The 24,515-nt window shown below is 60.7% G+C and carries 17 protein-coding genes and 1 tRNA gene; 14 read left to right on the top strand and 4 right to left on the bottom strand.

Features of this window, described 5'->3' with window-relative positions:
• The first annotated feature begins 77 nt into the window (after positions 1-77).
• The 7 genes from KIG99_RS15385 to KIG99_RS15355 all read left to right on the top strand — a co-directional run bounded on the left by KIG99_RS15385 (position 78) and on the right by KIG99_RS15355 (position 9,242).
• Positions 78-2,372, top strand: a complete 2,295-nt coding sequence (locus KIG99_RS15385; protein WP_226460944.1) for a cyanophycin metabolism-associated ABC transporter — start codon at positions 78-80, stop codon at positions 2,370-2,372.
• Positions 2,373-2,380: 8 nt separating this feature from the next.
• Positions 2,381-2,851 carry a cyanophycin metabolism-associated DUF1854 family protein gene (locus KIG99_RS15380; protein WP_226460943.1) on the top strand — a complete coding sequence of 157 codons (471 nt, stop codon included), beginning with the start codon at positions 2,381-2,383 and terminating at the stop codon, positions 2,849-2,851.
• A 123-nt stretch (positions 2,852-2,974) separates the two neighbouring features.
• Positions 2,975-5,230 (top strand): cyanophycin synthetase, encoded by a 2,256-nt coding sequence (locus KIG99_RS15375; protein WP_226460942.1) that lies wholly within the window; start codon positions 2,975-2,977, stop codon positions 5,228-5,230.
• A 15-nt stretch (positions 5,231-5,245) separates the two neighbouring features.
• Positions 5,246-7,819 (top strand): cyanophycin synthetase, encoded by a 2,574-nt coding sequence (gene cphA / locus KIG99_RS15370; protein ID WP_226460941.1) that lies wholly within the window; start codon positions 5,246-5,248, stop codon positions 7,817-7,819.
• A gap of 150 nt (positions 7,820-7,969) precedes the next feature.
• The gene (gene cobA, locus KIG99_RS15365) at positions 7,970-8,734 is read left to right on the top strand and encodes a uroporphyrinogen-III C-methyltransferase (RefSeq protein WP_226460940.1); all 765 of its coding nucleotides are present in this window, start codon (positions 7,970-7,972) and stop codon (positions 8,732-8,734) included.
• Positions 8,731-9,132 (top strand): Rap1a/Tai family immunity protein, encoded by a 402-nt coding sequence (locus KIG99_RS15360; protein WP_226460939.1) that lies wholly within the window; start codon positions 8,731-8,733, stop codon positions 9,130-9,132. Before cobA ends, KIG99_RS15360 begins: the two co-directional genes overlap by 4 nt.
• Before the next feature lie 25 nt (positions 9,133-9,157).
• Positions 9,158-9,242, top strand: a tRNA-Leu gene (locus KIG99_RS15355).
• A 411-nt stretch (positions 9,243-9,653) separates the two neighbouring features.
• On the opposite strand, the gene KIG99_RS15350 is transcribed toward KIG99_RS15355, so the two are convergent.
• The 3 genes from KIG99_RS15350 to KIG99_RS15340 all read right to left on the bottom strand — a co-directional run bounded on the left by KIG99_RS15350 (position 9,654) and on the right by KIG99_RS15340 (position 14,709).
• Positions 9,654-12,734 carry an autotransporter outer membrane beta-barrel domain-containing protein gene (locus KIG99_RS15350; RefSeq protein WP_226460938.1) on the bottom strand — a complete coding sequence of 1,027 codons (3,081 nt, stop codon included), beginning with the start codon at positions 12,732-12,734 and terminating at the stop codon, positions 9,654-9,656.
• 18 nt (positions 12,735-12,752) lie between these two features.
• Complete coding sequence (locus tag KIG99_RS15345; RefSeq protein WP_226460937.1) at positions 12,753-13,553, bottom strand: alpha/beta hydrolase family protein; 801 nt, start codon at positions 13,551-13,553, stop codon at positions 12,753-12,755.
• A gap of 403 nt (positions 13,554-13,956) precedes the next feature.
• Positions 13,957-14,709, bottom strand: a complete 753-nt coding sequence (locus KIG99_RS15340) for a response regulator transcription factor (protein ID WP_226460936.1) — start codon at positions 14,707-14,709, stop codon at positions 13,957-13,959.
• Here KIG99_RS15340 and KIG99_RS15335 point away from each other — a divergent pair.
• Complete coding sequence (locus tag KIG99_RS15335; protein WP_226460935.1) at positions 14,708-16,747, top strand: sensor histidine kinase; 2,040 nt, start codon at positions 14,708-14,710, stop codon at positions 16,745-16,747. The genes KIG99_RS15340 and KIG99_RS15335 overlap by 2 nt on opposite strands.
• Entirely contained in the window at positions 16,734-17,636 is a 903-nt protein-coding gene (locus KIG99_RS15330; RefSeq protein ID WP_226460934.1) for a transporter, read from the top strand. Before KIG99_RS15335 ends, KIG99_RS15330 begins: the two co-directional genes overlap by 14 nt.
• Before the next feature lie 376 nt (positions 17,637-18,012).
• Here the strand turns inward: KIG99_RS15330 and KIG99_RS15325 are convergent, their stop codons facing one another.
• Complete coding sequence (locus KIG99_RS15325; protein ID WP_226460933.1) at positions 18,013-18,933, bottom strand: hypothetical protein; 921 nt, start codon at positions 18,931-18,933, stop codon at positions 18,013-18,015.
• Between the two features lie 88 nt (positions 18,934-19,021).
• Between KIG99_RS15325 and queA the strand changes: the two genes are divergently transcribed.
• From queA to secF, 5 genes are read left to right on the top strand one after another with little or no spacing between them, the layout of a single operon-like run.
• The gene (gene queA, locus KIG99_RS15320) at positions 19,022-20,068 is read left to right on the top strand and encodes a tRNA preQ1(34) S-adenosylmethionine ribosyltransferase-isomerase QueA (protein WP_226460932.1); all 1,047 of its coding nucleotides are present in this window, start codon (positions 19,022-19,024) and stop codon (positions 20,066-20,068) included.
• Positions 20,058-21,167 carry a tRNA guanosine(34) transglycosylase Tgt gene (tgt, locus tag KIG99_RS15315; protein WP_226460931.1) on the top strand — a complete coding sequence of 370 codons (1,110 nt, stop codon included), beginning with the start codon at positions 20,058-20,060 and terminating at the stop codon, positions 21,165-21,167. Before queA ends, tgt begins: the two co-directional genes overlap by 11 nt.
• Before the next feature lie 42 nt (positions 21,168-21,209).
• Positions 21,210-21,533 carry a preprotein translocase subunit YajC gene (yajC, locus tag KIG99_RS15310; RefSeq protein ID WP_226442821.1) on the top strand — a complete coding sequence of 108 codons (324 nt, stop codon included), beginning with the start codon at positions 21,210-21,212 and terminating at the stop codon, positions 21,531-21,533.
• 49 nt (positions 21,534-21,582) lie between these two features.
• Positions 21,583-23,460, top strand: coding sequence for a protein translocase subunit SecD (gene secD / locus KIG99_RS15305; RefSeq protein WP_226460930.1), 1,878 nt, complete (start codon positions 21,583-21,585; stop codon positions 23,458-23,460).
• An 11-nt stretch (positions 23,461-23,471) separates the two neighbouring features.
• On the top strand, positions 23,472-24,419 hold the full coding sequence (gene secF, locus KIG99_RS15300; protein WP_226460929.1) for a protein translocase subunit SecF: 948 nt from the start codon (positions 23,472-23,474) through the stop codon (positions 24,417-24,419).
• Positions 24,420-24,515 lie beyond the last annotated feature (96 nt).

Here is a 24,515-nt window from a genome sequence, read left to right as displayed (position 1 = left end):
CGGCGACCGACACCGGTCAACCGTCCAGCCGGCCGGGCGTTAGGCGGCTACCCCCAGCCTTGCGATATACTCGCCCGATGACTGCCATTGCACAAAACACCACCGGCAACGAGCCGGTGCTCCCCGCTCACTGGGCGGCTGAAGTCGAAGCGCAACTTAGCGCCGGCGAAAACTCCCAGGCCTGGCTTGAAATCGACCTCGATGCCCGTCTGCAGTTCGCCCGCGGCCTGGTCATCATCACTGACCGCCGCCTGCTCGCGCTGGCGCCGGGCGAGAGCAACTGGCGAACCTGGCCGCTGCAAGCCGGCCTCAGCCTGAACCATGTCGACCATGCCGGCGTCGGCACGCTCGAACTGCTCGACACCAATGGCCGCCAGGCCTGCTGGCGCTACACGCTGGCCCACAACCTGGCCGCCCTGCGCGTCATCGCCGAGTTCGAACTGCACCTGGAGAGCATCGTTTCCAGCCAGCCGGTCGCCCGCCCGCCCGAGGACGTCTGCCCGAAATGCAAGGCGCCGCTCGAGCCGGGCGACGACGAATGTCCGAACTGCAATCGCGAAACCGCCGTCCCGCCGTCGACCTGGACACTGTTCCGCCTGTGGCGCTTTGCCCGCCCCTACCGCTGGCAGTTGCTGACCGGTTTTGTGCTCACCCTGGCGTCGACAGCGGCGCAACTGGTGCCGCCCTACCTGACCATGCCGCTGATGGACAACGTGCTGATCCCGTTCCAGAACGGCAAGCCGATCGACTGGCCACTGGTCCTGATGTATCTCGGCGGCCTGCTCGGCGCCGCCGTGCTGGCCTGGGGCCTGGGCTGGATCCGCACCTACATCCTGTCGCTGGTTTCCGAACGCATGGGACGCGACCTGCGCACGCAGACCTACGACCACCTGCTCGGCCTGTCGCTCGAATATTTCGGCGGCAAGCGCACCGGTGACCTGATGGCGCGCATCGGTAACGAAACCGACCGCATCAACATCTTCCTGTCCCTCGACCTGCTCAATTTCGCCACCGACGTGCTGATGATCACGATGACCGCCGTCATCCTGTTCAGCATCAACCCGTGGCTGGCGCTGGTCACGCTGCTGCCGCTGCCGATCATCGGCTGGCTGATCCATTTCGTGCGCGAAAAGCTGCGCACCGGTTTCGAGAAGATCGACCGCGTCTGGGCCGAAGTGACCAACGTACTGGCCGATACCATCCCCGGCATCCGCGTCGTCAAGGCCTTTGCCCAGGAAAAGCGCGAAGGCGCCCGCTTCCGCGCCGCCAACGAGCATAACCTGCAGATGAACGACAAGCTGAACAAGACCTGGTCCTTGTTCACCCCGACCGTCACCCTGCTCACCGAAGTCGGCCTGCTCGTCGTCTGGGTGTTCGGCATCTGGCAGATTTCCAAGGGCGCCAGCACGGTCGGCGTGCTCACCGCCTTCCTCGCCTACATCGGCCGCTTCTACACCCGTCTCGACTCGATGAGCCGCATCGTCTCCGCGACCCAGCGCGCCGCGTCGAGCACCAAGCGCATTTTCGAGATCCTCGACCACGTATCCAGCGTGCCGGAGCCGACCAACCCGATCCACCTGAGCAAGGTGACCGGCCAGCTCGAACTGAAGAAGGCCAGCTTCCGCTACGGCACGCGTGCCGTGACGCGCGATGTCGATCTGGTCATCCAGCCCGGCGAGATGATCGGCCTGGTCGGCCACTCCGGCTCGGGCAAGAGCACGCTGGTCAACCTGATCTGCCGCTTCTACGACGTCTCCGAAGGCCAGGTGCTGATCGACGGCGTCGATGTCCGCTCCGTGCCGGTCGAAGAATTCCGCCAGCACATCGGCCTCGTCCTGCAGGAGCCCTTCCTGTTCTTCGGCACCATCGCCGAGAACATCGCCTACGGCAAGCCGCAGGCAACGCGCCAGGAAATCATCGCCGCCGCCCGCGCCGCACACGCCCACGAGTTCATCCTGCGCCTGCCGCACGGCTACGATTCGCTGGTCGGCGAACGCGGCCAGGGCCTGTCCGGCGGCGAGCGCCAGCGCATCTCGATCGCGCGCGCCCTGTTGATCGACCCGCGCATCCTGATTCTCGACGAAGCGACCTCGGCGGTCGACACCGAAACCGAGAAGGAAATCCAGAAGGCGCTCGACAATCTGGTGCGTGGCCGCACCACGATCGCCATCGCGCACCGCCTGTCCACGCTCAGGAAGGCCGACCGTCTGGTCGTCATGGATCGCGGCCGCATCGTCGAAATCGGCAACCACGACCAGCTGATGGCACTCGAAGGGCATTACTACAAGCTGTACCAGGCCCAGGCACGCAACGTCGATACCGAACCGGAACTGCCGCGCGCCCCCGATCTCCCGAAAACCGTCACGGCCTGAAAGTCATCATGTCGAACCCCAATTTCCAGCTCGAACGCGACGCCTACGGTCGACTCACCCTGACCGGCGAAAATGGCGAACGCCACGAAGGCATCACGCCGGTGCGCGCCTTTCCCATCGCCGCCCCCGACGAAGGCCTGTCGCTGATCAATTACGAAGGGCACGAAGTAGCCTGGGTGGACAACATCGCCGACCTGCCGCCGGCGATCGGCCAACTGCTTGAAGAAGAACTGGCGAGCCGCGAGTTCGTCCCGGAAATCACGCAGATCAGCGAAGTGTCCAGTTTTGCCTGCCCGAGTACCTGGCAGGTGGAAACCAACCGCGGCACGACGGCGCTGGTCCTCAAGGGCGAGGAAGACATCCGCCGCCTGTCGCAGACCTGCCTGCTGATTGCCGACAGCAACGGCATCCAGTTTCTGGTCCGCGATCTGACCGTACTCGACCGGCAAAGCCGCAAATTGCTCGACCGCTTCCTGTAACCGGGCGTACCGGGTTGTGACATTTTTTTGTCACGGGTAATCCATCGCCCCTCGAAAGCGTTAATAATCACCATCTGCCCCAATAACAATCTTGACCGTGAAACGGAGCCGGGCGAAGGAATCATGAAGAAAAAAGACATCATCATCCGGGACATCATTTCCCTGCGCGGTCCGAGCATCTGGACCTACCCCCCGGCCCTCGAAGCCTGGATCGACATCGGCGAATTCGAGGACTATCCGTCCAACAAGCTGCCCGGTTTCGTTGACCGCCTCAAGGCCTGGTTGCCATCGCTGATCGAACATCGTTGCAACTACGACGAACGCGGCGGTTTCCTGCGCCGCCTCGACGAGGGCACCTGGATCGGCCACGTGCTCGAGCACGTCTCGCTCGAACTGATGACGCTGGGCGGTTTGCCCGACGGCTTCGGGCGCACCCGCGAAACCACCGAGCGCGGCGTCTACAAGCTGGCGATCAGCAACTTCCAGGAAGACTGCACCCGCCTCGCCCTCGAAACCGGCATCAAGCTCATCCTTGCCGCCGTCAACGACACGCCCTTCGACATGGCCGAAGCGACCAGCACCATGCGTCGCCGCGTCGATCGCAAGTATCTCGGCCCGTCGACCGCGGCCATCGTCAATGCCGCCGAAGCGCGCAGCATTCCGGCGATCCGTCTGCTCGACGACGGCAACCTCGTGCAACTCGGCTACGGCGCCGCAATGCGCCGCATCTGGACGGCCGAAACCGACCAGACCAGCGCCATCGCCGAAACCATCTCGCGCGACAAGGACCTTACCAAGACCCTGCTCTCCTCCTGCGGCGTCGCCATCCCGGAAGGCCGCGAAGTGAGCAGCGCCGAAGATGCCTGGGAAGCCGCCGAAGACATCGGCCTGCCGGTCGTCGTCAAACCGACCGACGGCAACCACGGACGCGGAGTGTTTATCGACCTGACCAGCAAGGAAGAGGTAGCCAAGGCCTACGCCATCGCCGTCGAAGAAGGCTCCGGCGTTCTGGTCGAGCGCTCCATCCAGGGCATCGAACACCGCCTGCTCGTCGTCGGCGGCAAACTGGTCGCCGCCAATCGCAGCGACCTGATCACAATCAACGGCGACGGCAAGTCGACCGTGCAGGAACTGATCGACAGCCAGATCAACGTTGATCCTCGACGTGGCACGACCGAACTGCATCCGCTCTCGATCATCCGCATCGACACCGCGGCCCGCATGGAACTCGAACGCCAGGGCCTGAGCGCCGACAGCGTGCCGGCGGCCGGGCGCGAAGTGCTGATCCAGCGCAACGCCAACCACGCCTTTGACTGCACCGACGACGTCCATCCGGAAACGGCACGTACCGCCGCCCTGGCGGCGCGCATCGTCGGCCTCGACATTGCCGGCATCGACCTCGTCTGCAAGGACATCGCCAAGCCGCTCGCCGAACAGGGTGGCGCCATCGTTGAAGTCAACGCCGGCCCCAGCCTGCTGATGCACATCAAGCCGGGCATCGGCAAACCGCGCCCGGTTGGCCAGGCCATCGTCGACAACCTGTTTGGCGCTGGCGTCGGCGGTCGCGTACCGCTGGTCGGCGTGACCGGCACGCACGGCAAGACCGCCGTTGCCAAGCTGATTGCCCACTTCCTCTACCTGTCCGGCCAGAAAGCCGGCCTGGCCTGCAGCGACGGCATTTTCCTCGGCCGCCGCCAGGTCCAGAAAAGCAATGCGGCCAACTGGGAAGGCGGCCGTCGCCTGCTGCTCAACCGCTCGGTCGAAGCTGCCGTCATCGAGAACGGCGCCGAAGTCATCCTCGGCGAAGGCCTGCCTTACGACCGTTGCTCGGTCGGTGTCATCACCGACATCGTCCCGGCCGACGAAGACCTCTCGCGCTGGGATGTCCAGCCCACAGGCGGCGAGTACTACACGACGCACCGCTCGATCTACCGCACCCAGGTCGATGTCGTGCTGCCCAGCGGCCATGCCGTACTCAATGGCGCCGACGAGCTGGTCGCCGAGTTTGCCGAGCTGTGCGACGGCGAAGTGATCTTCTACGCCGCCGATCCGGCCACCCCGGCCCTGGTCACGCACCGCGCCGGCAACGGCCGCACGGTCTATGTCGCCGAGGGCCGCATCATCATGGCCAGCGGCCAGGACGAGATCCGCCTGTGCCGTCTGGGCGATGCCCCGGTGATCGGCAAGCAGAAGGATCCGCACACCATCGCCAACGTGCTGGCCGCGGTCGCTGCCGGCTGGGCCCTGGGCCTGACGCAGGAAGTCATCGTCACCGGCCTCAAGACCTTCGGTATCGAACTGCCCGACCCCGCCGCGCTGCTACCGCTGCGCGCCAAGAAATCGCCCGTGGCCAAAAAGCCGGCGACCCACCGGAACTAACAAGGATTTAGCGTCATGGACGTTTCCCGTATTCGTGCCCTGCGCGGCCCCAACCTGTGGAGCCGGCACACCGCGATCCAGGCCATCGTCACCTGCGAAGGTGCCGAATGTGCCATCTCCGATCTGGACAATTTCGAAGCCCGCCTGCGCGAGCGCTTCCCGGCGCTGGGCGACCTGATCCCGGCCGACCACCTCGACACCGTTTCGATGGCGCATGCCCTCGAGTTTGCCGCTCTCGGCCTGCAGGCCCAGGCCGGTTGCCCGGTCACCTTCAGCCGCACGGCACAAACCGTCGATCAAGGCGTTTATCAGGTCGTCGTCGAGTACACCGAAGAAGAAGTCGGTCGCCTCGCCTTCGAGCGCGCCGAGCAACTCTGCCTGGCCGCAATCGCTGACACACCCTTCGATCTTGAAGGCACGCTCAAGGAATTGCGTGAGCTCGACGAGGATATCCGCCTCGGCCCATCGACCGGCGCCATTGTCGCCGCGGCCGTGGCGCGCGGCATCCCCTACCGCCGCCTGACCCAAGGCAGCCTCGTCCAGTTCGGCTGGGGCAGCAAGCAGAAGCGTATCCAGGCGGCCGAAACCAGTCTGACCAGTGCGATCGGCGAAGCCATCGCGCAGGACAAGGAACTGACCAAGAAGCTGCTGCACGCCGCCGGCGTTGCCGTGCCTTACGGCCGCCCGGTCGAGGACGAGGACGATGCCTGGGTAGCCGCCCAGGAAGTCGGCCTGCCGGTCGTCGTCAAGCCGCAGGACGGCAATCAGGGCAAGGGCATCTCGGTCAACCTGACCACCGAAGAACAGGTCCGCAAGGCCTACCAGGTCGCTGTCAGTTTCTTCGACGACATCATGGTCGAGAAATTCCTGCCCGGCCACGACTGGCGCCTGCTGGTCATCGGCGACAAACTGATCGCCGCAGCCCGGCGCGATCCGCCGCTGGTCATCGGCGATGGTACGCACACCGTGCGCGAACTGGTCGACATCGTGAACAGCGATCCGCGCCGCTCGGATGGTCACGCCACCTCGCTGACCAAGATCCGCTTTGACGCCATCGCCCTCGCCCGCCTCGAAGAGCAAGGCTATACGGCCGAGTCCGTACCCGGCCGCGGGGTGCGTGTCGTGTTGCGCAACAACGCCAACCTGTCGACCGGCGGCACCGCCACCGACGTCACCGACGACGTGCATCCGGAACTCGCTGCTGCCGCCATCGCTGCCGCGCAGACGGTCGGCCTCGACATCTGCGGCATAGACGTTGTCTGCGACACCATGCACAAGCCGCTCGAAGAACAGGGTGGTGGCATTGTCGAATGCAATGCCGCCCCCGGCCTGCGCATGCACCTCGACCCGTCTTTCGGCAAGGGCCGCGCCGTCGGCGAAGCGATTGTCGGCATGATGTTCCCGGACGGCGACAACGCCCGCATCCCGGTTGTCGCCATCGCCGGCACCAACGGCAAGACGACGACCAGCCGCCTGATCGGCCGCATTTTTGAGGCCCAGGGACTGCGCGTCGGCATGACCAGCACCGACGGTGTCTATATCGAAGGCCGCCGCACCGATGACGGCGACTGTTCCGGCCCGCGCAGCGCCCGCAACGTGCTGCTGCATCCGGACGTCGACGCTGCCGTGTTCGAAACCGCCCGTGGCGGCGTGCTGCGCGAAGGCCTCGGTTTCGACATGTGCGATGTTGCCGTGATCACCAATATCGGCCTCGGCGACCACCTCGGTCTCAACTACATCACGACGGTCGACGAGCTGGCCGTGGTCAAAAGGGTCATCGTCGAAAACGTGGCGCCGACCGGTACCGCCGTGCTCAACGCCGCCGACCCGGTAGTCGCCGCCATGGCGCACCATTGCCACGGCGACATCATCTTTTTTGCGCGCGACCGCATGAACCCGGTACTCGCCACGCACCGCGCCCAGGGCCGCCGGGTGATCTACGCCGAACGCGACGCGATCATCTGCGGCGAAGGTCGCAAGAAACACCGCATCCCGTTCGCCAACATTCCGCTGACCCGTAACGGCACGATCGGCTTCCAGGTCGAGAACGCCATGGCGGCCATCGGCACCGGCTGGGCGCTTGACTACGCCTGGGAAGTGATCGAAAAGGCACTGGCCAACTTCGTCAGCGACGCGGCGACCGCTCCCGGTCGTTTCAACGTCTTCGACTACAAGGGTGCGACGCTGATTGCCGACTACGGCCATAACCCGGATGCCATCCAGGCGCTGGTCGGCGGCATCGCCAACATGCCGGCGGTACGCCGCTCGGTGGTGATCAGCGGCGCCGGCGACCGGCGCGACGACGACATCCGCCAGCAGACCGAGATCCTCGGCGAAGCCTTCGACGACGTCATCCTCTACCAGGATGCCTGCCAGCGCGGCCGCGAAGACGGCGAAGTCATCGGCCTGCTCCGCGAAGGCCTGGCCAACGCCAGCCGCACCAAGCATATCGATGCGATCACCGGCGAGTTCCTGGCCATCGATACGGCACTGGAGCGTCTGCGTCCGGGCGATCTCTGCCTGATCCTGATCGACCAGGTCGACGAGGCACTCGCCCATATCGCCCAACGAATCAGCGAAGCCGGCTAAAGCGACAAGCAAAATGCATCACGGGCTGCTGCAAGGTGTACGCGCACCAGGCAGCAGCCCTTTCCTTTTAACGGTCGACCGGGGAAAAACAGTGTTTTTCCCCGGTCGACCGCCAGTCACCCAGCGAACAAGCCCGTGCCGAAAACCGACATGAACGACAACGAAACACACTCCACCGGCAAGGTCTGGCTGGTCGGTGCCGGCCCCGGCGATGCCGACCTGCTGACCGTCAAGGCGGCCCGCCTGATCGCCAGTGCCGACGCCATCGTCTATGACCACCTGGTCGGCGAAGGCGTGCGCGCCCTCTTTCCGACCCACAGCCGTCACATCTACGTCGGCAAGAAGGCCTCCCGGCACACCCTGAAGCAGGAAGAGATCAACCAGCTGCTCGTCGAACTCGCGGCAGAAGGCCTCGCCGTGATCAGGCTGAAAGGCGGCGACCCGTTCATCTTCGGGCGCGGCGGCGAAGAGCTTGAAATCCTCCAGGCCTCCGGCGTTCCCTTCGAGGTCGTTCCCGGCGTCACCGCTGCGGCCGGCTGCGCCGCCTATGCCGGCTTCCCGCTGACGCATCGCGACCACGCCCAGTCGGTCACCTTCGTCACCGGCCACCTCAAGGATGGCAGCGTCAATCTCGACTGGCCGGCACTGGCCCGCCCCGGCCAGACCGTGGTTTTCTACATGGGCATCGGTGCCGCCGAACAAATCTGCCAGCAGATGATCGCGCACGGTCTGCCGTCACTGACACCGGCCGCCGTCATCCGCAAGGGCACCCTGCCCGAACAGCAAACGCTGCTCGCTACGCTCGGCACCTTGCCACAGCGCATTGTCGAGTCCGGCATCAAGCCGCCGGCGCTGATCGTCGTCGGCAGCGTCGTCAATCTGCATGACAAGCTCAACTGGTTCGAAAAATCATGAAAAGACTCTTCTGCCTGCTCGCCCTCTGCTGCGCCACCTCAGCCCACGCCTACTCGATCGATGAGCTGCGCGACGACTGCCAGGCCGCCGACGACTTTTACGCCCGGAAAAAGACAACCGACCCTTACCAGTCGGTGCGCAGCGCCCGCTGCATTTCCTACGTCGCCGGCTTTGCCGACGGTTACGCCGTCAGTGACTATCTCGCCGACAAGATCGGCATCAAACTCAATGCCTTTTGCCTGCCAAATGAAGCCGATCTGACACCGCGCCTGGTCCGCGCCGTGCTCGCCCATCTTGAACATCTCCCCCCCAAACCCGGCGGCAACACCGCCATGCTGGTCGCCAGCGCCCTGGCTAAATCCTTCTCCTGTCCTGATTCACTTGAAACGAAGAAGTGATTCATGGATAATCCGGCCTCCATTCGCCCCGATGGCGGAATCGGTAGACGCAGCGGATTCAAAATCCGCCGCCGAAAGGTGTGCCAGTTCGAGTCTGGCTCGGGGCACCAGTTAGCTGGTTAAAGCAGTCCAAGCAAGTCCATGAAACCCGCACCAGTGCGGGTTTTTTGTTGCCTTTCGTTCCACCACGGTCCAGAATGATCCAAACAAATCCGGGCCTTTGTGGGGGTAACTCTGGGGGTAGCAGCACTTACCCCCAGAGTTACCCCCAAGCACTTACCCCCACAGGCTACGGCAACCCGTGACGGTCACCTCTGATAGTGCAGGCTCACCAACTGCGCGTGCCACGGCGCAAAAACCCAAAAAAGCGATAGTTGCCCCAATCTTGCCTAGCCGCCCCCCTGCTTTTATCAACATATCATAATTTCAGGCCCACTCAATAAAGTCTGCCTTCTGGCTTATTCAGCTAGGCAAGGCGACAAACACTTCAACCGGATTGAGTGGGGTATCTGTTGAACGACTCAGAAATCCCAGCGCCCACTCAGTTGCAAGGCATGTGACTGATAACCCGAGCGTCCCTCAAAGTCGTAATTCAGGCTGAATTTGGCCAGCTTGTTTGGTTGAACCGTCACACCCAAGCCAAGATTGATCGCATCCTTCTCGATCTTCTGCCCCGGCGTCAAAAAGCTGGCGCCGCCGCCTGTGTAGGTCGACGTCGTATCCGTGCCGGCATCCTTGAAATCATGGAACCAGACGACGCGTGCTTCAGGCTTGACCGCCATGCCCGCCACAAATGTATCAGCCTGCAGACGTGCGCCCAAACCGGAGCGCAGACGCGTGTTACTTGCTGCATCGACATTCAAATTCAAGGCGCCAGCACCAGTTTCAGTGTACGCATCCTGCTTGAGCTGGCTCCACTCCAGTGAAGCCAGCGGAGTGACCGTCGTAACACCCAGCGGAATGCGATAGCCGCTATCCAAGCGCGCGCTCAATTGCGTACCGCTCCAGTTACCGCTCGCTGTGCGGCTCAACGCTGTCGCACGATGGCTCTTGTAATCGTGCCGGGCGTAAGCCAGCAAGCCATCAACATAGGCAGCCCCAAATTCCTTCATGGCATAAAAAGTTCCCTGATAGCTCGTGATGTTCGTGCCATCGCCATGGCGCTGATCCTGTTGAGCAACGCCGGTACCGGCATAGCTGAAGGCGGCACCCAGTCGCAGGTTGCTCGCGCCGACCAGCGTATCGGCCCCCAAGGAGACACCGGCTGAATTAGCCTTGTAGCCGCTGTAGGCATCCTTCGCATCCTGTTGCCCCCAGGAGCCAAAGCCCTTGAGCCAGACGCTGCGACCGCGCTCGTCATCACCGGCCGAAAGACCGGTCTGTCCGGCCGAGGCCAATTGTTCACCACGCAGGTTAGCCAGGCGGCCAGAAACTGTGCTCAAACCGGCGTTGACCGTAGAAAGGCTGGCCGAAGTTAGCGCGTTGTTTGAAACCGGTGCCAGCTTTTGCACTTCACTGTTCAACTGTGCCGCGGAATACATATTGAAAGTATTGACCACCGTCTGCATGTCACCCGTACCGCCGTTGGTGTTGGCGATGTTACTCAACACATTGCCGGCACTGGCAGAGGGATTGCTGCTAGTAACATTTCCGGAAGATGTGTAGTTCGCGCCACTGGCCGCGCTGGCCAGCACCCAGAGGTCTTCGCCTGCCGCACCTTCAGCACTGTTCAGCTTGTTACCGTCGTTGTCACCGGACTGCGCCGTAAAAGTGAGCGTCGCGCTGTTGGTGCTGACGTGCTTGGACATCAAGGTCTTCGCATTCATCCCGCCGGTAAAGTCAATCAGTCTGAACTTGGCGCCGTTGGCGACTCCACCTGTCATATTCACGGTAAGCAGCTCGTAGCCACTCATGCTACCCGCCCTCGCAACAATCTTGCCGTTGCTGGTGAAAGCACTTCCGTTACCTGCTGCATCGACCTTGATCCAGCCTAGGCTACTGCTATTGAATTCGCCGACTTTGCTCGTTCCTGAGCCGAGTTCCAATGTTCCTGAACTGCCAAGTGTCAGCGCCCCGGATAGGGTCATGCCGCCAGCAGTGTTCAGTGTGCCACTGCCAGTCATGTTCAACGTATTGGCCGCGAGGGAACCGGAAACACTGACAACAGAGCCGTCAACGCCGGCGTTGATGACATCCACACCTGCCACATTGCCCTTAACGACACTGCTACCGGCAAAGGTCAGCGTGCTGCCGGTTACTGTGTTCCCCGTGTTTTGTACATCCCCGGTCAAATTCTGGTTATTGGCGAGAACAACTGTACCTGCCTTGTTGTTGAAATTGATATTGCCGATCAGCCCGCCATTCAGTTTGATCGTGCCGGTACCGGACAGATTGAGCGTGCTTGCATCAACGCTGCTGCTGAAGGTTGCTATCTTTCCGGTTTCGCCGGCATTGATCGTGTTCAAGCCAGCCACCGTTCCGGTAATCGTTGAAGTGCCGAGTACGTTCAAGGTGCCGTTGCGGCCAAGGGGGCTGGAAACAGTACCGGTCAGATCCTTGGCATCAGCGAGGTTGACCGTGCCGGCCTTGTTGTTCATATCCAGATTGCCGGCCAGTCCGCCGTTGAGGTTGATCGTGCCGGGGCCAAGCAATTTGACGGTGCTTGCCGCATTACCAACGGTGAAATCAACTGTTTTGCTATCAGCACCGGCTTCGATGGTGCTCCAGATGCCACTGGTGTTGCTGACGGTACCGTCTCCGGCATAGCGCAGGGTCGCTTTGCCGGTGTTGCTGATGGTGCCGCTGATCGTTTGTGCATCACCGAGAACAATGGTGCCGCTCTTATTCTGACCGTCAAGGTCGCCGGTGAGCCCCGCATTTAATTCAACCGTGCCAGTGCCGGAGAGATTCAGTGAATATGCGATGACCTTTTGCTGGAATGTCACTGTCTTGCCATCCGCGCCCGCGTTGATGATAAAGGTGTTCGCGGAATCTGGCGTAAATCCACTATCGGTAAATGCACCATTGATAGTTGAGGAGCCCAAAAAATTAAGCGTGGCGTGGCCATTCAATCCCCAAAAACTTCCGGTGGTGATGTTTACACCATCAGCAACATTGATTTGAGGTGTCGCGAGCGCAAGCAAACGGCCAGAGGAGCTAATATTCAGATCCCCATTGAGATCAAGGGTTGGTACATGGCTCCCTAGTTGCAAGTCCCCTGCGAGAAACGTGGCGCCGTTTATCGTGAGAGCACGACCGGTGATAATCTCTCTCAGGCGGCTCGAGTCGCTACCCACGTCACCCGTGATCACCAAGGGTGACGTAACCCCCCCGCTGAATGCATATAAGCTTCCTTCTCCACTATTGTTTGTGACAGTATTGCCCGTTATGGAAGTCAGTGTATATCCCGTATAGACAGCATCGGGGCCAGTAAAGTAGATCGCTGTACTACCCGGCATGTTCGGGTCATCCGATAGATTGAAATTGCTGGAGGTAACGTTGAATGTTCCTGCGTGGACTGACGTGCCCAATATTCCTACCGCAATTGCCGCCGCCTTACCGCCTAACTTGACGATCCGAAACATCTGATTCCGTTCTTTCATTTTTTCTCTCCGAGCAATTCATCGAGCCGCACAAGGCAGCGGTGTATTCAAAAAATCAATCCAGCGTTTTTCCCAGCCGCCGCTATGCGTGGCGTTTGCTACGGTTTGCAGCCGTGTGCAGTTGCCTTGGCCGACCGCATTGGCGTAGCGATTGGCGAGTGGCGGCGGGATGCTTGTGTCGTTCTGGCCGAGCCAGTGGGTTTGTGGAATCTTCGCCAGCGTGGCGGCATGGCGCAGCGGATTGCTCTCCGGCCCTAGCGGCGTGACCTGGTGATGGCTGGTGAAGGCATCGGTATCGAGGTTGCCGGCGACGGTGCGGATGCTGGCAATGTCATTGCGCTGCGCGGCAATCAGCAAGGCCATGGTGGCACCGCCGGAATAGCCGATCAGGTTCAGGCGTTGGGCGGCGACCCGTGTTTTAAGTTGGGTAATGGCCGCATCCAGCGCGTTGACCAGTTCGCGGCTGTAACGCAGGGTGCTCCAGTGATCAGCGCGACAGTTGGCGGAATCAGCCAAAACGTACTGGCAGGGGCGGGCCAGCCAGGCCACGTTGGCAGCGGGATCAAGCGCGGCAAGTTTCAGGGCGAGCGGATTAACCGGCGTCGGGTCAGCCGATAACTGATTGCGGCTGAGCCAGGCGTCGCCATCGCCTTCGATATAGATATTGAGTTCCTGACCCGGCTGGCTGATGCGGGTCTGCGCGAAAATCGGAAAACGCTGCGTTTGCAGGGTTGTAGCGGTCAACCCAGATTTTTGGCCGATATTCGCAGCCTGTTCGCGCTCGCTGAGCAGGCTGGCGCAGCTCGCAAGTAAAAGCACCGCCATCATCAATACAGTCGGCAATGCTTTGTGGTGATTCAGCGATCTTGCATGACTGCGCTGAAGAGATGCCAATTGAGCCAAAATGATGCCATCGAAATGAGTAATCTGCGAAATTTACCCATTGCTTTGACAAATTGTCAGTCTCAACTTCTCTCAATTTCTCTCAAATAACGACTTCGGAACCTCGCAATTGATTTTTTGCTACCAGAAGTAGCCCTTGCCGAAAATGCTTCGCATCGGAAGCGGCGCACCAAGCTGGTTTTATGCTTTTTGACGCAAGGGGAAACGATGACCGCAATCGAGATAATAGTTCGAAGCCCCTTCCTGGACGGCAGGGAGAGGTTCCCGACGACAGCTTCAGGGCATCCAGGTTCGCAAAAACCGGGGGGCTGACTGGCAGCTATCGGGAGTCCGAACCTCGCATCTGATTTTTGGACACCAGAACAAAACCCTTACCAAAAATGGTTCGTATCGGTAGAGGTGAGCCAAGCAGACTCTCGGACTTCTGGCGCAGGCGGGAAACGATAACGTCGACACGGTGCAAATCGATTTCTTCGGCTTCAGGGAAAATCGCTGCGTGCAGGGCAGCCTTACCGACCACCAGCCCCTGAGCCCCCATCAGACAGGCGAGCAGATTGCATTCGCGCTCGGAAAACTTGATCTTCCTGCCATCCGGTAAGTTCAGCGTCTGGGCGGTTGGCTCAAGTACCCAATTATCGGCACTGGCGAGCGGTGTTGAGTTTTTTGCGCCTTCGGTTGCAGCAGACCTGGCGACCATTCTTCGCCACAAAGACTCGATTGCAGCGAGCAATTCGCGTGTATCGACCGGTTTGATGAAATAGTGATCAGCCCCGGCTTCCAGTCCGGCAATCCGGTTCTCGGAGCCCCCCCGTGCAGTAACGACAATAATCCCGAGATTGCCGTTCTGACGTAGGTGGCGCAAGGCAGAGAGGCCATCTTCGCCAGGCAGACCGAGATCAACCAGCACAATATCCGCCGGCGAAACAGCACGCTCACGATAGAATTCTTCGGCGCTGGCGGCCCCCCATGTGGGGTAATTTTTGCTGCGCAGCGTGAGTAACAAGTTGGCACGCAGGTCTTCGTCATCTTCAATGACGGCTATGCAGGGGAATGTAGGGAATGGGTGATCCATGCGCGTAAATATACGTGATTTCTTTGATTTGCTAATTCGTTGGCCGCTGATTGCGGGTTTTCTGGCGATATTTCTATTGGTTGGTAGCGTCCATGCTGGGGGCACTCCCGAGCATGACAGGCTCGCTCCGCCCCTGCGACTGGGCGTTGAATTGCCCTACGGTGTGCTGGTTGACCCGACCGGCAAGCTGTCGCATGAAGAGGTCGCGGCTCTACCCAGCGAACGCTTTGCCAAATACCAGGGCGCTTTTGCCGCCGGCTTTACAACGAGCGCCTTCTGGCTGCGCGTAGACTTGCCGCCACAGGCTAAAACCAATCAGGAAAGCTGGCTGGTATTGAGCCCACCGTTCATAGATTCCGTGCAGATTTTCGAGTCGACAGCAATCGGCTGGCGCAGGCACGAGGGGGGTGATCTGTTGCCCCTGTCAACGCGCGAAATGGATTCCCGCGACTTTGTGTTCCGCCTTAAGCCGCAAGGCAATCAACCGCTTTACATCCGCGTGGCCAGCACCAGTACCGTAATTTTGTATGGCGCCCTATGGCAACCGGCGGCTTTTGCGACACAGGCTTTGCCTGAGGCGCGCAATTGGGGCTTGTACTTCGGCACGATGGCTTTCATAGGCATCCTGCTGGTTGGCCTAGTCGTCATTTTTCGCCAACGACGCTTTGTGGTGCTGCTGCTGACTTGTCTTTTCAATTACGGGATGGTCGCGGGGTTGCAAGGTTTTCACGTCTGGCTTCTGTGGCCCGAATCACCGCAACTGGCCAGCATGAGCCTGGGCATTCTGGTGTGCCTGGGGAGTGCAACCGGGATTTTGCTGGTGCGGGAATGTTTATCGCTTTCCCGAAGTTTCCCGCGCATCGACAAGTTATATCTCGCAACTGCCAGCCTTCTGGTCATCGGTGCCTTGAGCGTACCGCTCAATCTTTACCACTGGGTCGCAGGCTGGGTGACGCTGGCCACTGAATTGGCCAGTCTGGGCGCCTTCATCATGGCGCTGATTCTGGCGTTGCGGGACAACAGATTGCAACTGGCCTTTGCGCTGGCTTTTCTGGTTCATTTTCTGGCGGTTGCACCGGCACTTGCCATCAACTTCGGCTTGTTGGCGCCCTCGCGTGCCATGCACACGCTTTGGCAATACGAGTTGATCCCGCACATGCTGGTGATAGCCGGCATCTTCCTGTTTGAAATCCGGCGCGCGCATGTGCAGTGGGTCAGTGAGCAAAACGAAGCGTTACTGGCGACCCGGGAGGCCAAAACCTTGCTCGAAGCCAAGGTGCAGGAACGCACTCGGGACTTGTCGCTGGCACAAGCCTCCTTGCAATACGCCCTCGATAACGAGCGCCAGGCGCTGTTTGAACATCGGCAATTCATGGCCATGGTCTCGCACGAATTTCGCACGCCGCTGGCGGTGATTGATGCAACGGCAAACAACCTGACCGAGGTGCCGCCACAGGATGATGAGGACTTGCAGATGCGAGCCAGACAGGTGCTGCGCGCCACACGCCGCCTGACAAAACTGACCGATACCTGCCTCGCCGATGCCCGCCTGCGTGACGATGCCTTTGCCTTGCATTGGGCAGACGTACCTCTGGAAATCCTGGTGCGCGAGGCGGCGGATATCGTCATCTGGTCGGCAAAGAACACACTGGTTACTGATTTTTCCCGGGCACCTGAAATATGGCGCTGCGATCCGGCATTGCTGCGCATTGCCCTCTCCAACCTGCTCGATAACGCGGTCAAATACGGCGGCCCGGGCGAGGTGAAAGTTTCAGTCGCCAAAGCCGACGACGACTTGCTGATCGAAGTCAGCGATCAAGGGCAAGGCATTGCCGAAGCTGACCGCATCAGGATATTCGAGCGTTACCAGCGCGGCGTCAATGTACCGGAAGGTAAAGGTGGCGGGCTTGGACTGGCTGTTATCCGGATGATTGCCAAAGCGCATGGCGGCAGCATTGAACTGCGGACCAAGGAAACGCCCGGCTGCCTGTTTGCGCTACGCTTGCCACGACAAGGGAGTGACGATGTCCAATCCTGAAATGAAAATGCCGATTCGCCGCCATTTGGCCGCGGCGACAGCACTGATGCTTGGCTTGTCGGCAAATGCTGCGGTCAATGACGTTTTGCCGGCCGATTTTTTCCCGCTGGCAACCGGCACGACGACCTTTGCCGTGTATGCATACAATCGCCAGTTTAGCGGCCCTTACAGCCACGGCAACAAACTGCTCGACGGCGAATTGTCGTCACAGATTGTTGCCTTGCGCGCGGGACATTTCATTGAGGTGGCAGGGATGCCGGTTTCGCTGGTAGCTGTTTTGCCGTGGTCGCAAAATGCCGTCAGCCCGACGCCACTGGCGCGCGCCCTGGGCGAAGAAGCCCGCGGCCTGGGCGATCTTCGTTTTGGCGCAACCGGCTGGCTATTGGCCAACCGCGAGAGTGGCGAATATATCGGCCTCACCAGCCTCTTGTTCGTCCCAAGCGGGGATTACGACAGCCGCCAAGCACTGAATGTCGGCGAAAACCGCTACAAATTCACACTGAACGGCGGCTGGATTAAGCCGCTGGGTAGCGGGGTCATTTTTGAGCTAGTCCCTGAAGTCGCGTGGTTCGGCGACAACACCGACTACGTTGGGGGACGTACTCTGAAGCAGAAAACCGCCTATGCACTCAGCAGCCACCTGCGCTATCGCGCCAATCAGAACTGGCAGTTTCATTTGGGCAGTCAGATCAATCGCGGTGGCGAAACACGGATCAACGCGGTTGACCAGCATAACGCACCGGATAATTCACGCGCCGTGCTGGGAACGACCTACCTGACGGATGACAAATCACATCAGTTTATTTTCCGGGTGGCACGGGATCTTGAGGTTAAGAACGGCTTCAAGATCAATAGCGAAATTATGCTGCGGTATATGAAAATATTTTAGCCTGCTGAGCATAGCTTCGAAGTTCGCCTATTTACCAATACGAATGCATGGCCGCTTTAAGTTTATTTAGAAGCCATTGCCCATGAAAAACCATCAGTCCGCTCAGGGCGCGTCGTGACGGTGGGGGCATATAGATTTTTGATAAGATCAAAACACTTGAGCCACAATGATCCTCCCGGACTATTCAATGCTGGCTCGGGCACCAGCTAGCGGGTTAAAGCATTCCAAGCAAGTCCATCAAACCCGCCTCCGAGCGGGTTTTTTGTTGGTTTTCCCGCAATAAAAAACCGGCCCCTTGGCAACAAGAATCCGGTTTTTTTGAATTCAGCCCGCTTCGTCAAACTCGCGGGACTTGCAGGGAGCGCCAGGTCGAACCTTAAGAAAACTTCCGCTCGTGCGCCTGAACTGCTTTAGTTCTGGCAATCAACAAGCGGAGTTTGACGGCATCGGAAACATCCGCAGAGGTATGCTCGTCCGCAGCAGCACTTGCCATCTTGTGCGCTTCGACCGCCTTCATGCGTGCCAGAAACAGCCTGAGCTTCACGGTTTCCGAAACTGCTGGGTGAGCAATCTGTTCATCATCCTGATCATCCGCACCAGCCAGCTTCGGGCGGCTGAACGAACGATGCAGGTCAAGATCATCGGCGCCCTCATCATCATCGCCATCGTCGATGAACTTGAACGAGGCAGCCAGTTCAGGCATGGCTTTCGTGCTCAACAAGCTCATCTGGCTACGCGCACTCCTGGAGAGCATCGATTTTTTGATCGTGCCTTTCTTCTCCAGCTTTGCCACTTTTTGTGGCGTAATTTGCGGAACGCTGCTCGGTACGGCAACTTTCGCAATGTCGGATGCGGCGCGAGCGGTCTGGGCGTAATCGATCACTGTCGTTACGACCTCGGCTGCCGGCACAGCAGTTACTTCAGGTTCAGCGGCGCTGCCTGCCCCTGAAACCAATGCTGCGACCAATGCGATTGCTATCCAGCGCACTCCGATTCCCTCATAAACACGAACTCGATGCATGCTTAACGCACCAATTTCGATTTGGTTGTCATCAGAACGCAAATAAATCAAATAATTGGCTTTATTGAGCCACTCAGGTTCATGAAACCCGTTCACCAACGCCACCCGGACCATGAATGCCGGCGCCAATCCATCGCCCGGCCGGGGTGGGCAAGTTACAGTCAGCACGAGCATTCCGAACCGGCGTTTTACCGGGAGCGAGACCGGGGAAGCCTGCGGATGGTAATATTCGCCCCGCTTGATTGAGCGAAACATCAACTCGTTGATGCCGCTCATCCCCAGCCAATGCCGGCGCCCGATAGCGCCATCCGCCAGCGGCGCTCCCTGTGGGCGCCGTTATCATTCAGCAATACGGATTCTGCCCATGTCGTTGACAGTAGACGACTTCGACTTCCCCCTCCCGCCCGAACTGATCGCCCAGCATCCCTCCGCCGAGCGCGGTGGCAGCCGCTTGCTGCACGTCAGCGGTCAACAGCTTGTGGACCGGCAATTTGCCGCACTGCCCGATTTGCTCCGGGCCGGCGACCTGCTCGTCTTCAACGATACGCGCGTTATCAAGGCACGCTTCTTCGGCGTCAAGGACAGCGGCGGCCGGGTCGAAATCATGCTCGAACGCATCGTCGATGCGACGCACGCAATCTGCCAGATTCGCGCCAGCAAGGCGCCGAAGACCGGCTGCACGCTGCTGCTGGCTGATGCCTTCACGGTAAAAATGACCGGCCGGGCTGGTGCCGACGGTGATTTCTTTGCCCTGGAGCTGGTCGACCGTACGGACTTCTGGGAAGTCGCCGAACAGTACGGCAAGCTGCCACTGCCGCCCTATATCGAACACCCCGCCGAAGGCGCCGACGAAACGCGCTACCAGACGGTCTATGCGCGTGAGCCGGGCGCCGTCGCCGCGCCTACTGCCGGCCTGCATTTCACCGAGGAAATGCTGGCCACGCTGCGCGCGCAGGGCGTCAATACCGCCTTCGTCACGCTGCATGTCGGCGCCGGCACCTACCGGCCGGTACGCGTCGAGAAAATCGCCGACCACCGCATGCACAGCGAGCGTTACGAAATCCCGCAGGCCACGGCCGATGCCATCGCCGCCACCCGCGCCGCCGGCGGCCGCGTCATCGCGGTCGGCACGACCAGCCTGCGCTCGCTCGAATCGGCCGGCAACGACGATGGCACGGTGCGCGTCGGCGCCAGCGAAACCGACATCTTCATCACGCCGGGTTATCGCTTCAAGGTCGTCGACCGCCTGATCACCAATTTCCACCTGCCGAAATCGACGCTGCTCATGCTCGTCTCGGCCTTTGCCGGCTACGCCAACATCCGCGCCGCCTATGCCCACGCCGTAGCCGAGCGCTACCGCTTCTTCAGCTATGGCGATGCCATGCTTCTGGAAAAAATCGATGCAATTTGAACTCCTCAAGACCGATGGCGCCGCCCGCCGCGGCACCGTGACCCTGGCCCATGGCCAGGTCCAGACCCCCGTCTTCATGCCGGTCGGCACCTACGGCACGGTCAAGGCGATGACGCCGCAAAGTCTCAACGACATCGGCGCGCAGATCTGCCTGGGCAACACCTTCCACCTGTGGCTGCGCCCCGGCCTCGATGTCGTTGCCGCGCACAACGGCCTGCACGATTTCATGAACTGGCAGAAGCCCATCCTCACCGACTCGGGCGGCTTCCAGGTCTTCTCGCTGGGCGCCATGCGCAAGATCACCGAGGAAGGCGTCAAATTCAGCTCGCCGCACGACGGCGCCAAGCTCTTCCTGACACCGGAAATCTCGATGCAGATCCAGAAGGTGCTCAATTCCGACATCGTGATGATCTTCGACGAGTGCACGCCTTACCCGGCCAGCCATGACGAAGCCGCCAAATCGATGCGCATGTCGATGCGCTGGGCGCAACGTTCGCGTGACGAGCACAACAGGCTGGAAAACCATAACGCGCTGTTCGGCATCGTCCAGGGCGGCATGTATGAAGACCTGCGCGACGAATCGGTGGCCGGCCTGTGCGACATCGGCTTCGACGGCATGGCGATCGGCGGCCTCTCGGTCGGCGAACCCAAGGACGACATGGCGCGCATCCTGGCCCATACCGCGCCGCGCCTGCCGACCAACAAGCCGCGCTACCTGATGGGCGTCGGCACGCCGGAAGACCTGGTCAATGGCGTCAAGAACGGCATCGACATGTTCGACTGCGTGATGCCGACCCGCAACGCGCGCAACGGCCACCTGTTCACTCGCTTCGGCGACGTCAAGATCAAGAACGCCCGCTACAAGCTGGATACCGGCCCGCTCGATCCGTCCTGCACCTGCTACACCTGCACGCAATTCACGCGCAGCTACCTGCACCACCTCTTCCGCAATGGCGAAATCCTCGGCGGCATGCTCAACACCATCCACAACTTGCATTTCTACCAGACCATCATGGCCGAAATGCGCGCCGCCATCGAGGCCGGGACGCTCGAGCAGTGGTCGGCCGCCTTTGCCCAGGACCGTTCTGCGGGCCAATGATAGAATCCACGTTTTGTTTTTTCGCATCCAGGAGTTTGACCAATGATTAGTCTTGCCCACGCCCAGACCGCTGCCGCCAACGACCCGACCGGCGGCCTGATGCAGTACCTCCCGCTGCTTATCATGGTGGCCGCCATGTGGCTGCTCTTCATCCGTCCGCAGATGAAGAAGGCCAAGGAACACAAGGCCCTGATCGATGCGCTGGCCAAGGGTGACGAAGTCGTCACGGGCGGCGGCCTGGTTGGCAAGATCGTCAAGGTTGGCGACAACTACGTGACCCTCGAAGTTGCCGAAGGTACCGAAGTCGTCGTGCAAAAACCGGCCATCGGCCTGGTTCTGCCGAAGGGCACGCTGAAGTCGCTGTAATCACCCCAAAAAAGGCGGCCGCTGGCCGCCTTTTCGCTTTAAAGCCACCATGAATCGCTATCCTCTCTGGAAGTACATCACCGTCGCCATCGCGCTGGTGCTTGGTTTCATCTACACCCTGCCCAATTTCTTCGGCGAGTCGCCGGCCGTGCAGGTTTCGAGCGCCAAGGTCACCATCAAGATCGATGACAAGACCAAGGCCCGCGTCGAAGAAGCCTTGAGCGCCGCCGGCGTTGCCAACGACGGCATCCTGCTCGACCTGAACGGCGTCAAGACCCGCTTCAAGGACACCGACACCCAGTTGAAGGCCAAGGACGTCCTGGAAAAAGCCTTCAATCCTGACCCGGCCGATCCGAAATACGTCGTCGCCCTCAACCTGCTTTCGGCCTCGCCGCAATGGTTGACCGCCATGCACTCGCTGCCGATGTATCTCGGCCTCGACCTGCGCGGCGGCGTGCACTTCCTGCTCCAGGTGGACATGAAGGGCGCGCTGACCAAGCGCCTCGACTCGACCGCCGGCGACCTGCGCACCCTGCTGCGCGACAAGAACCTGCGCCACGCCGGCATCAGCCGCGAAGGCGACCGTCTGGTCGTCAAGTTCCGCGAAGTCGAAACCCGCGACAAGGCACGCAACGTGATCAGCGACGGCCAGCCGGATCTGCTGGTCGCCGAACAGTCCGACGGCAGTGACTTCAAGCTGATTGCGACGCTCAAGCCGCAGGCGCAGCAGAAGATCGGCGAATTCGCGCTGAAGCAGAACATCAATACCCTGCACAACCGGATCAACGAACTCGGCGTCGCCGAGCCGGTGATCCAGCAGCAAGGCGCCGATCGCATCGTCGTTCAACTGCCGGGCGTGCAGGACACGGCCAAGGCCAAGGACATCCTCGGCCGCACCGCGACCCTCGAAATCCGCATGGTCGACGACGCACCGGGTGGCCTGGAGGCAGCTCTGGCCGGCAACCCGCCTTTCGGCACCGAGGTCTATAACGAACGCGGCGGCCAACCGCTGCTGGTCAAGAAGCAGGTCGTCCTGACCGGCGACCGCCTGACCGACGCCCAACCCGGTTTCGACAACCAGACCCAGGAAGCCGCCGTGCATCTGACGCTGGACTCGGCCGGCGCCCGCATCTTCCGCGACATCACGCGCGAAAACGTCGGCAAGCGCATGGCCATCCTGCTCATCGAAAAGGGCAAGGGCGAAGTCGTCACCGCACCGGTCATCCGTACCGAAATCGGCGGCGGCCGCGTCCAGATTTCCGGCCGCATGTCCACCAGCGAAGCCAACGACACCGCCCTGCTGCTGCGCGCCGGTTCGCTGGCCGCACCGATGGACATCATCGAGGAACGCACGATCGGCCCGTCGCTCGGCGCCGACAACATCCAGAAGGGCTTCCATTCGACGCTCTGGGGTTTTGCTGCAATCGCGCTGTTCATGATCGTTTATTACCAGGTCTTCGGCGTCGTCTCGGTGCTCGCCCTGGGCGCCAACCTGCTCTTCCTGATCGCCCTGCTCTCTCTGCTGCAGGCGACGCTGACCCTGCCCGGCATCGCCGCCATCGCGCTGGCGCTGGGTATGGCCATCGACTCGAACGTGCTGATCAACGAACGGATCCGCGAGGAATTGCGTAACGGCATGCCGCCGCAAGGCGCCATCTCGGAAGGCTACGAACGCGCTTTCGGGACCATTCTCGACTCCAACGTGACGACGCTGATCGTCGGCCTGATGCTGCTCATCTTCGGCTCCGGCCCGGTGCGCGGCTTCGCCGTCGTGCATTGTCTCGGCATCCTGACCTCGATCTTCTCTTCGGTCGTCGTTTCCCGTGCCCTGGTCAACCTGATCTACGGCCGCCAGAAGAAGCTGACCAAGGTTGCCATCGGCCAGCTCTGGAAACCCGCTGCCGCCCCAATCGACGGTCAGAAATAAGGAGAACGGACATGGAATTTTTCCGCATCCACAAAGACATTCCCTTCATGCGCCACGCGCTGACGTTCAACGTCATCTCGCTGGTCACCTTCATCCTCGCCGTCGTCTTCCTGTTCACCAAGGGGCTGCATCTCTCGGTCGAATTCACCGGCGGTACGCTGATCGAAACCCACTACGAACAGACTGCCGACCTGGAAAAGGTGCGCAATGCGCTGGGCAAGGCGGGGTTCAGCGATTACGCCGTGCAGAACTTCGGCTCCTCGCAGGACGTCATGATCCGTCTGCCGCTCAAGGGCGAGCAGAACAGCAACCAGCTCGGCGAAGCGGTGATGAAGTCGCTCGAAGCCGATGCCCCCGGTTCGCAGTTGCGTCGCGTCGAGTTCGTCGGTCCGCAGGTCGGCAAGGAACTTGCCGAAAATGGCGCCATGGCCCTGCTGCTGGTCATCATCGGCATCGTCATCTATCTGGCCGTACGCTTCGAATGGCGCTTTTCGGTCTCGGCGATCATCGCCAACCTGCACGACGTGGTGATCATTCTCGGCTTCTTCGCCTTCTTCCAGTGGGAGTTCTCGCTGTCGGTGCTGGCCGCCATCCTGGCCGTGCTCGGTTACTCGGTGAATGAGTCGGTCGTCGTATTCGACCGCGTGCGCGAAACCTTCAAGGGAAAGCGCGGCCTGACCACGCCGGAAGTGCTCGACCACGCGATCACCAGCACGATCAGCCGGACGATCATCACGCACGGCTGTACGCAGATGATGGTTCTGTCGATGCTCGTCTTCGGTGGCGAAACCCTGCACTACTTCGCGATGGCGCTGACCATCGGCATCTGCTTCGGCATCTACTCCTCGGTGCTGGTCGCCAGCCCGCTGGTCATGTGGCTGGGCGTGTCGCGCGAACAGTTCATCGCCAAGCAGAAAAAAGTCGTCGAAGGCGCCAACGAAGAAGGCGCCGTGGTTTAAGCCGTTTTCCAACGGTCGACCGCAAAAAGGGAGCCATTTTGGCTCCCTTTTTCTTGGCCGAACAAATGGCAAGCACCTGATTCGTATATAGTTGCT

This window comes from Quatrionicoccus australiensis (genome assembly GCF_020510425.1).
GTDB lineage: Bacteria > Pseudomonadota > Gammaproteobacteria > Burkholderiales > Rhodocyclaceae > Azonexus > Azonexus australiensis_A.
Note: the sequence above shows the minus strand (reverse complement) of the source record. Positions and strands in the feature narration are given on the sequence as shown.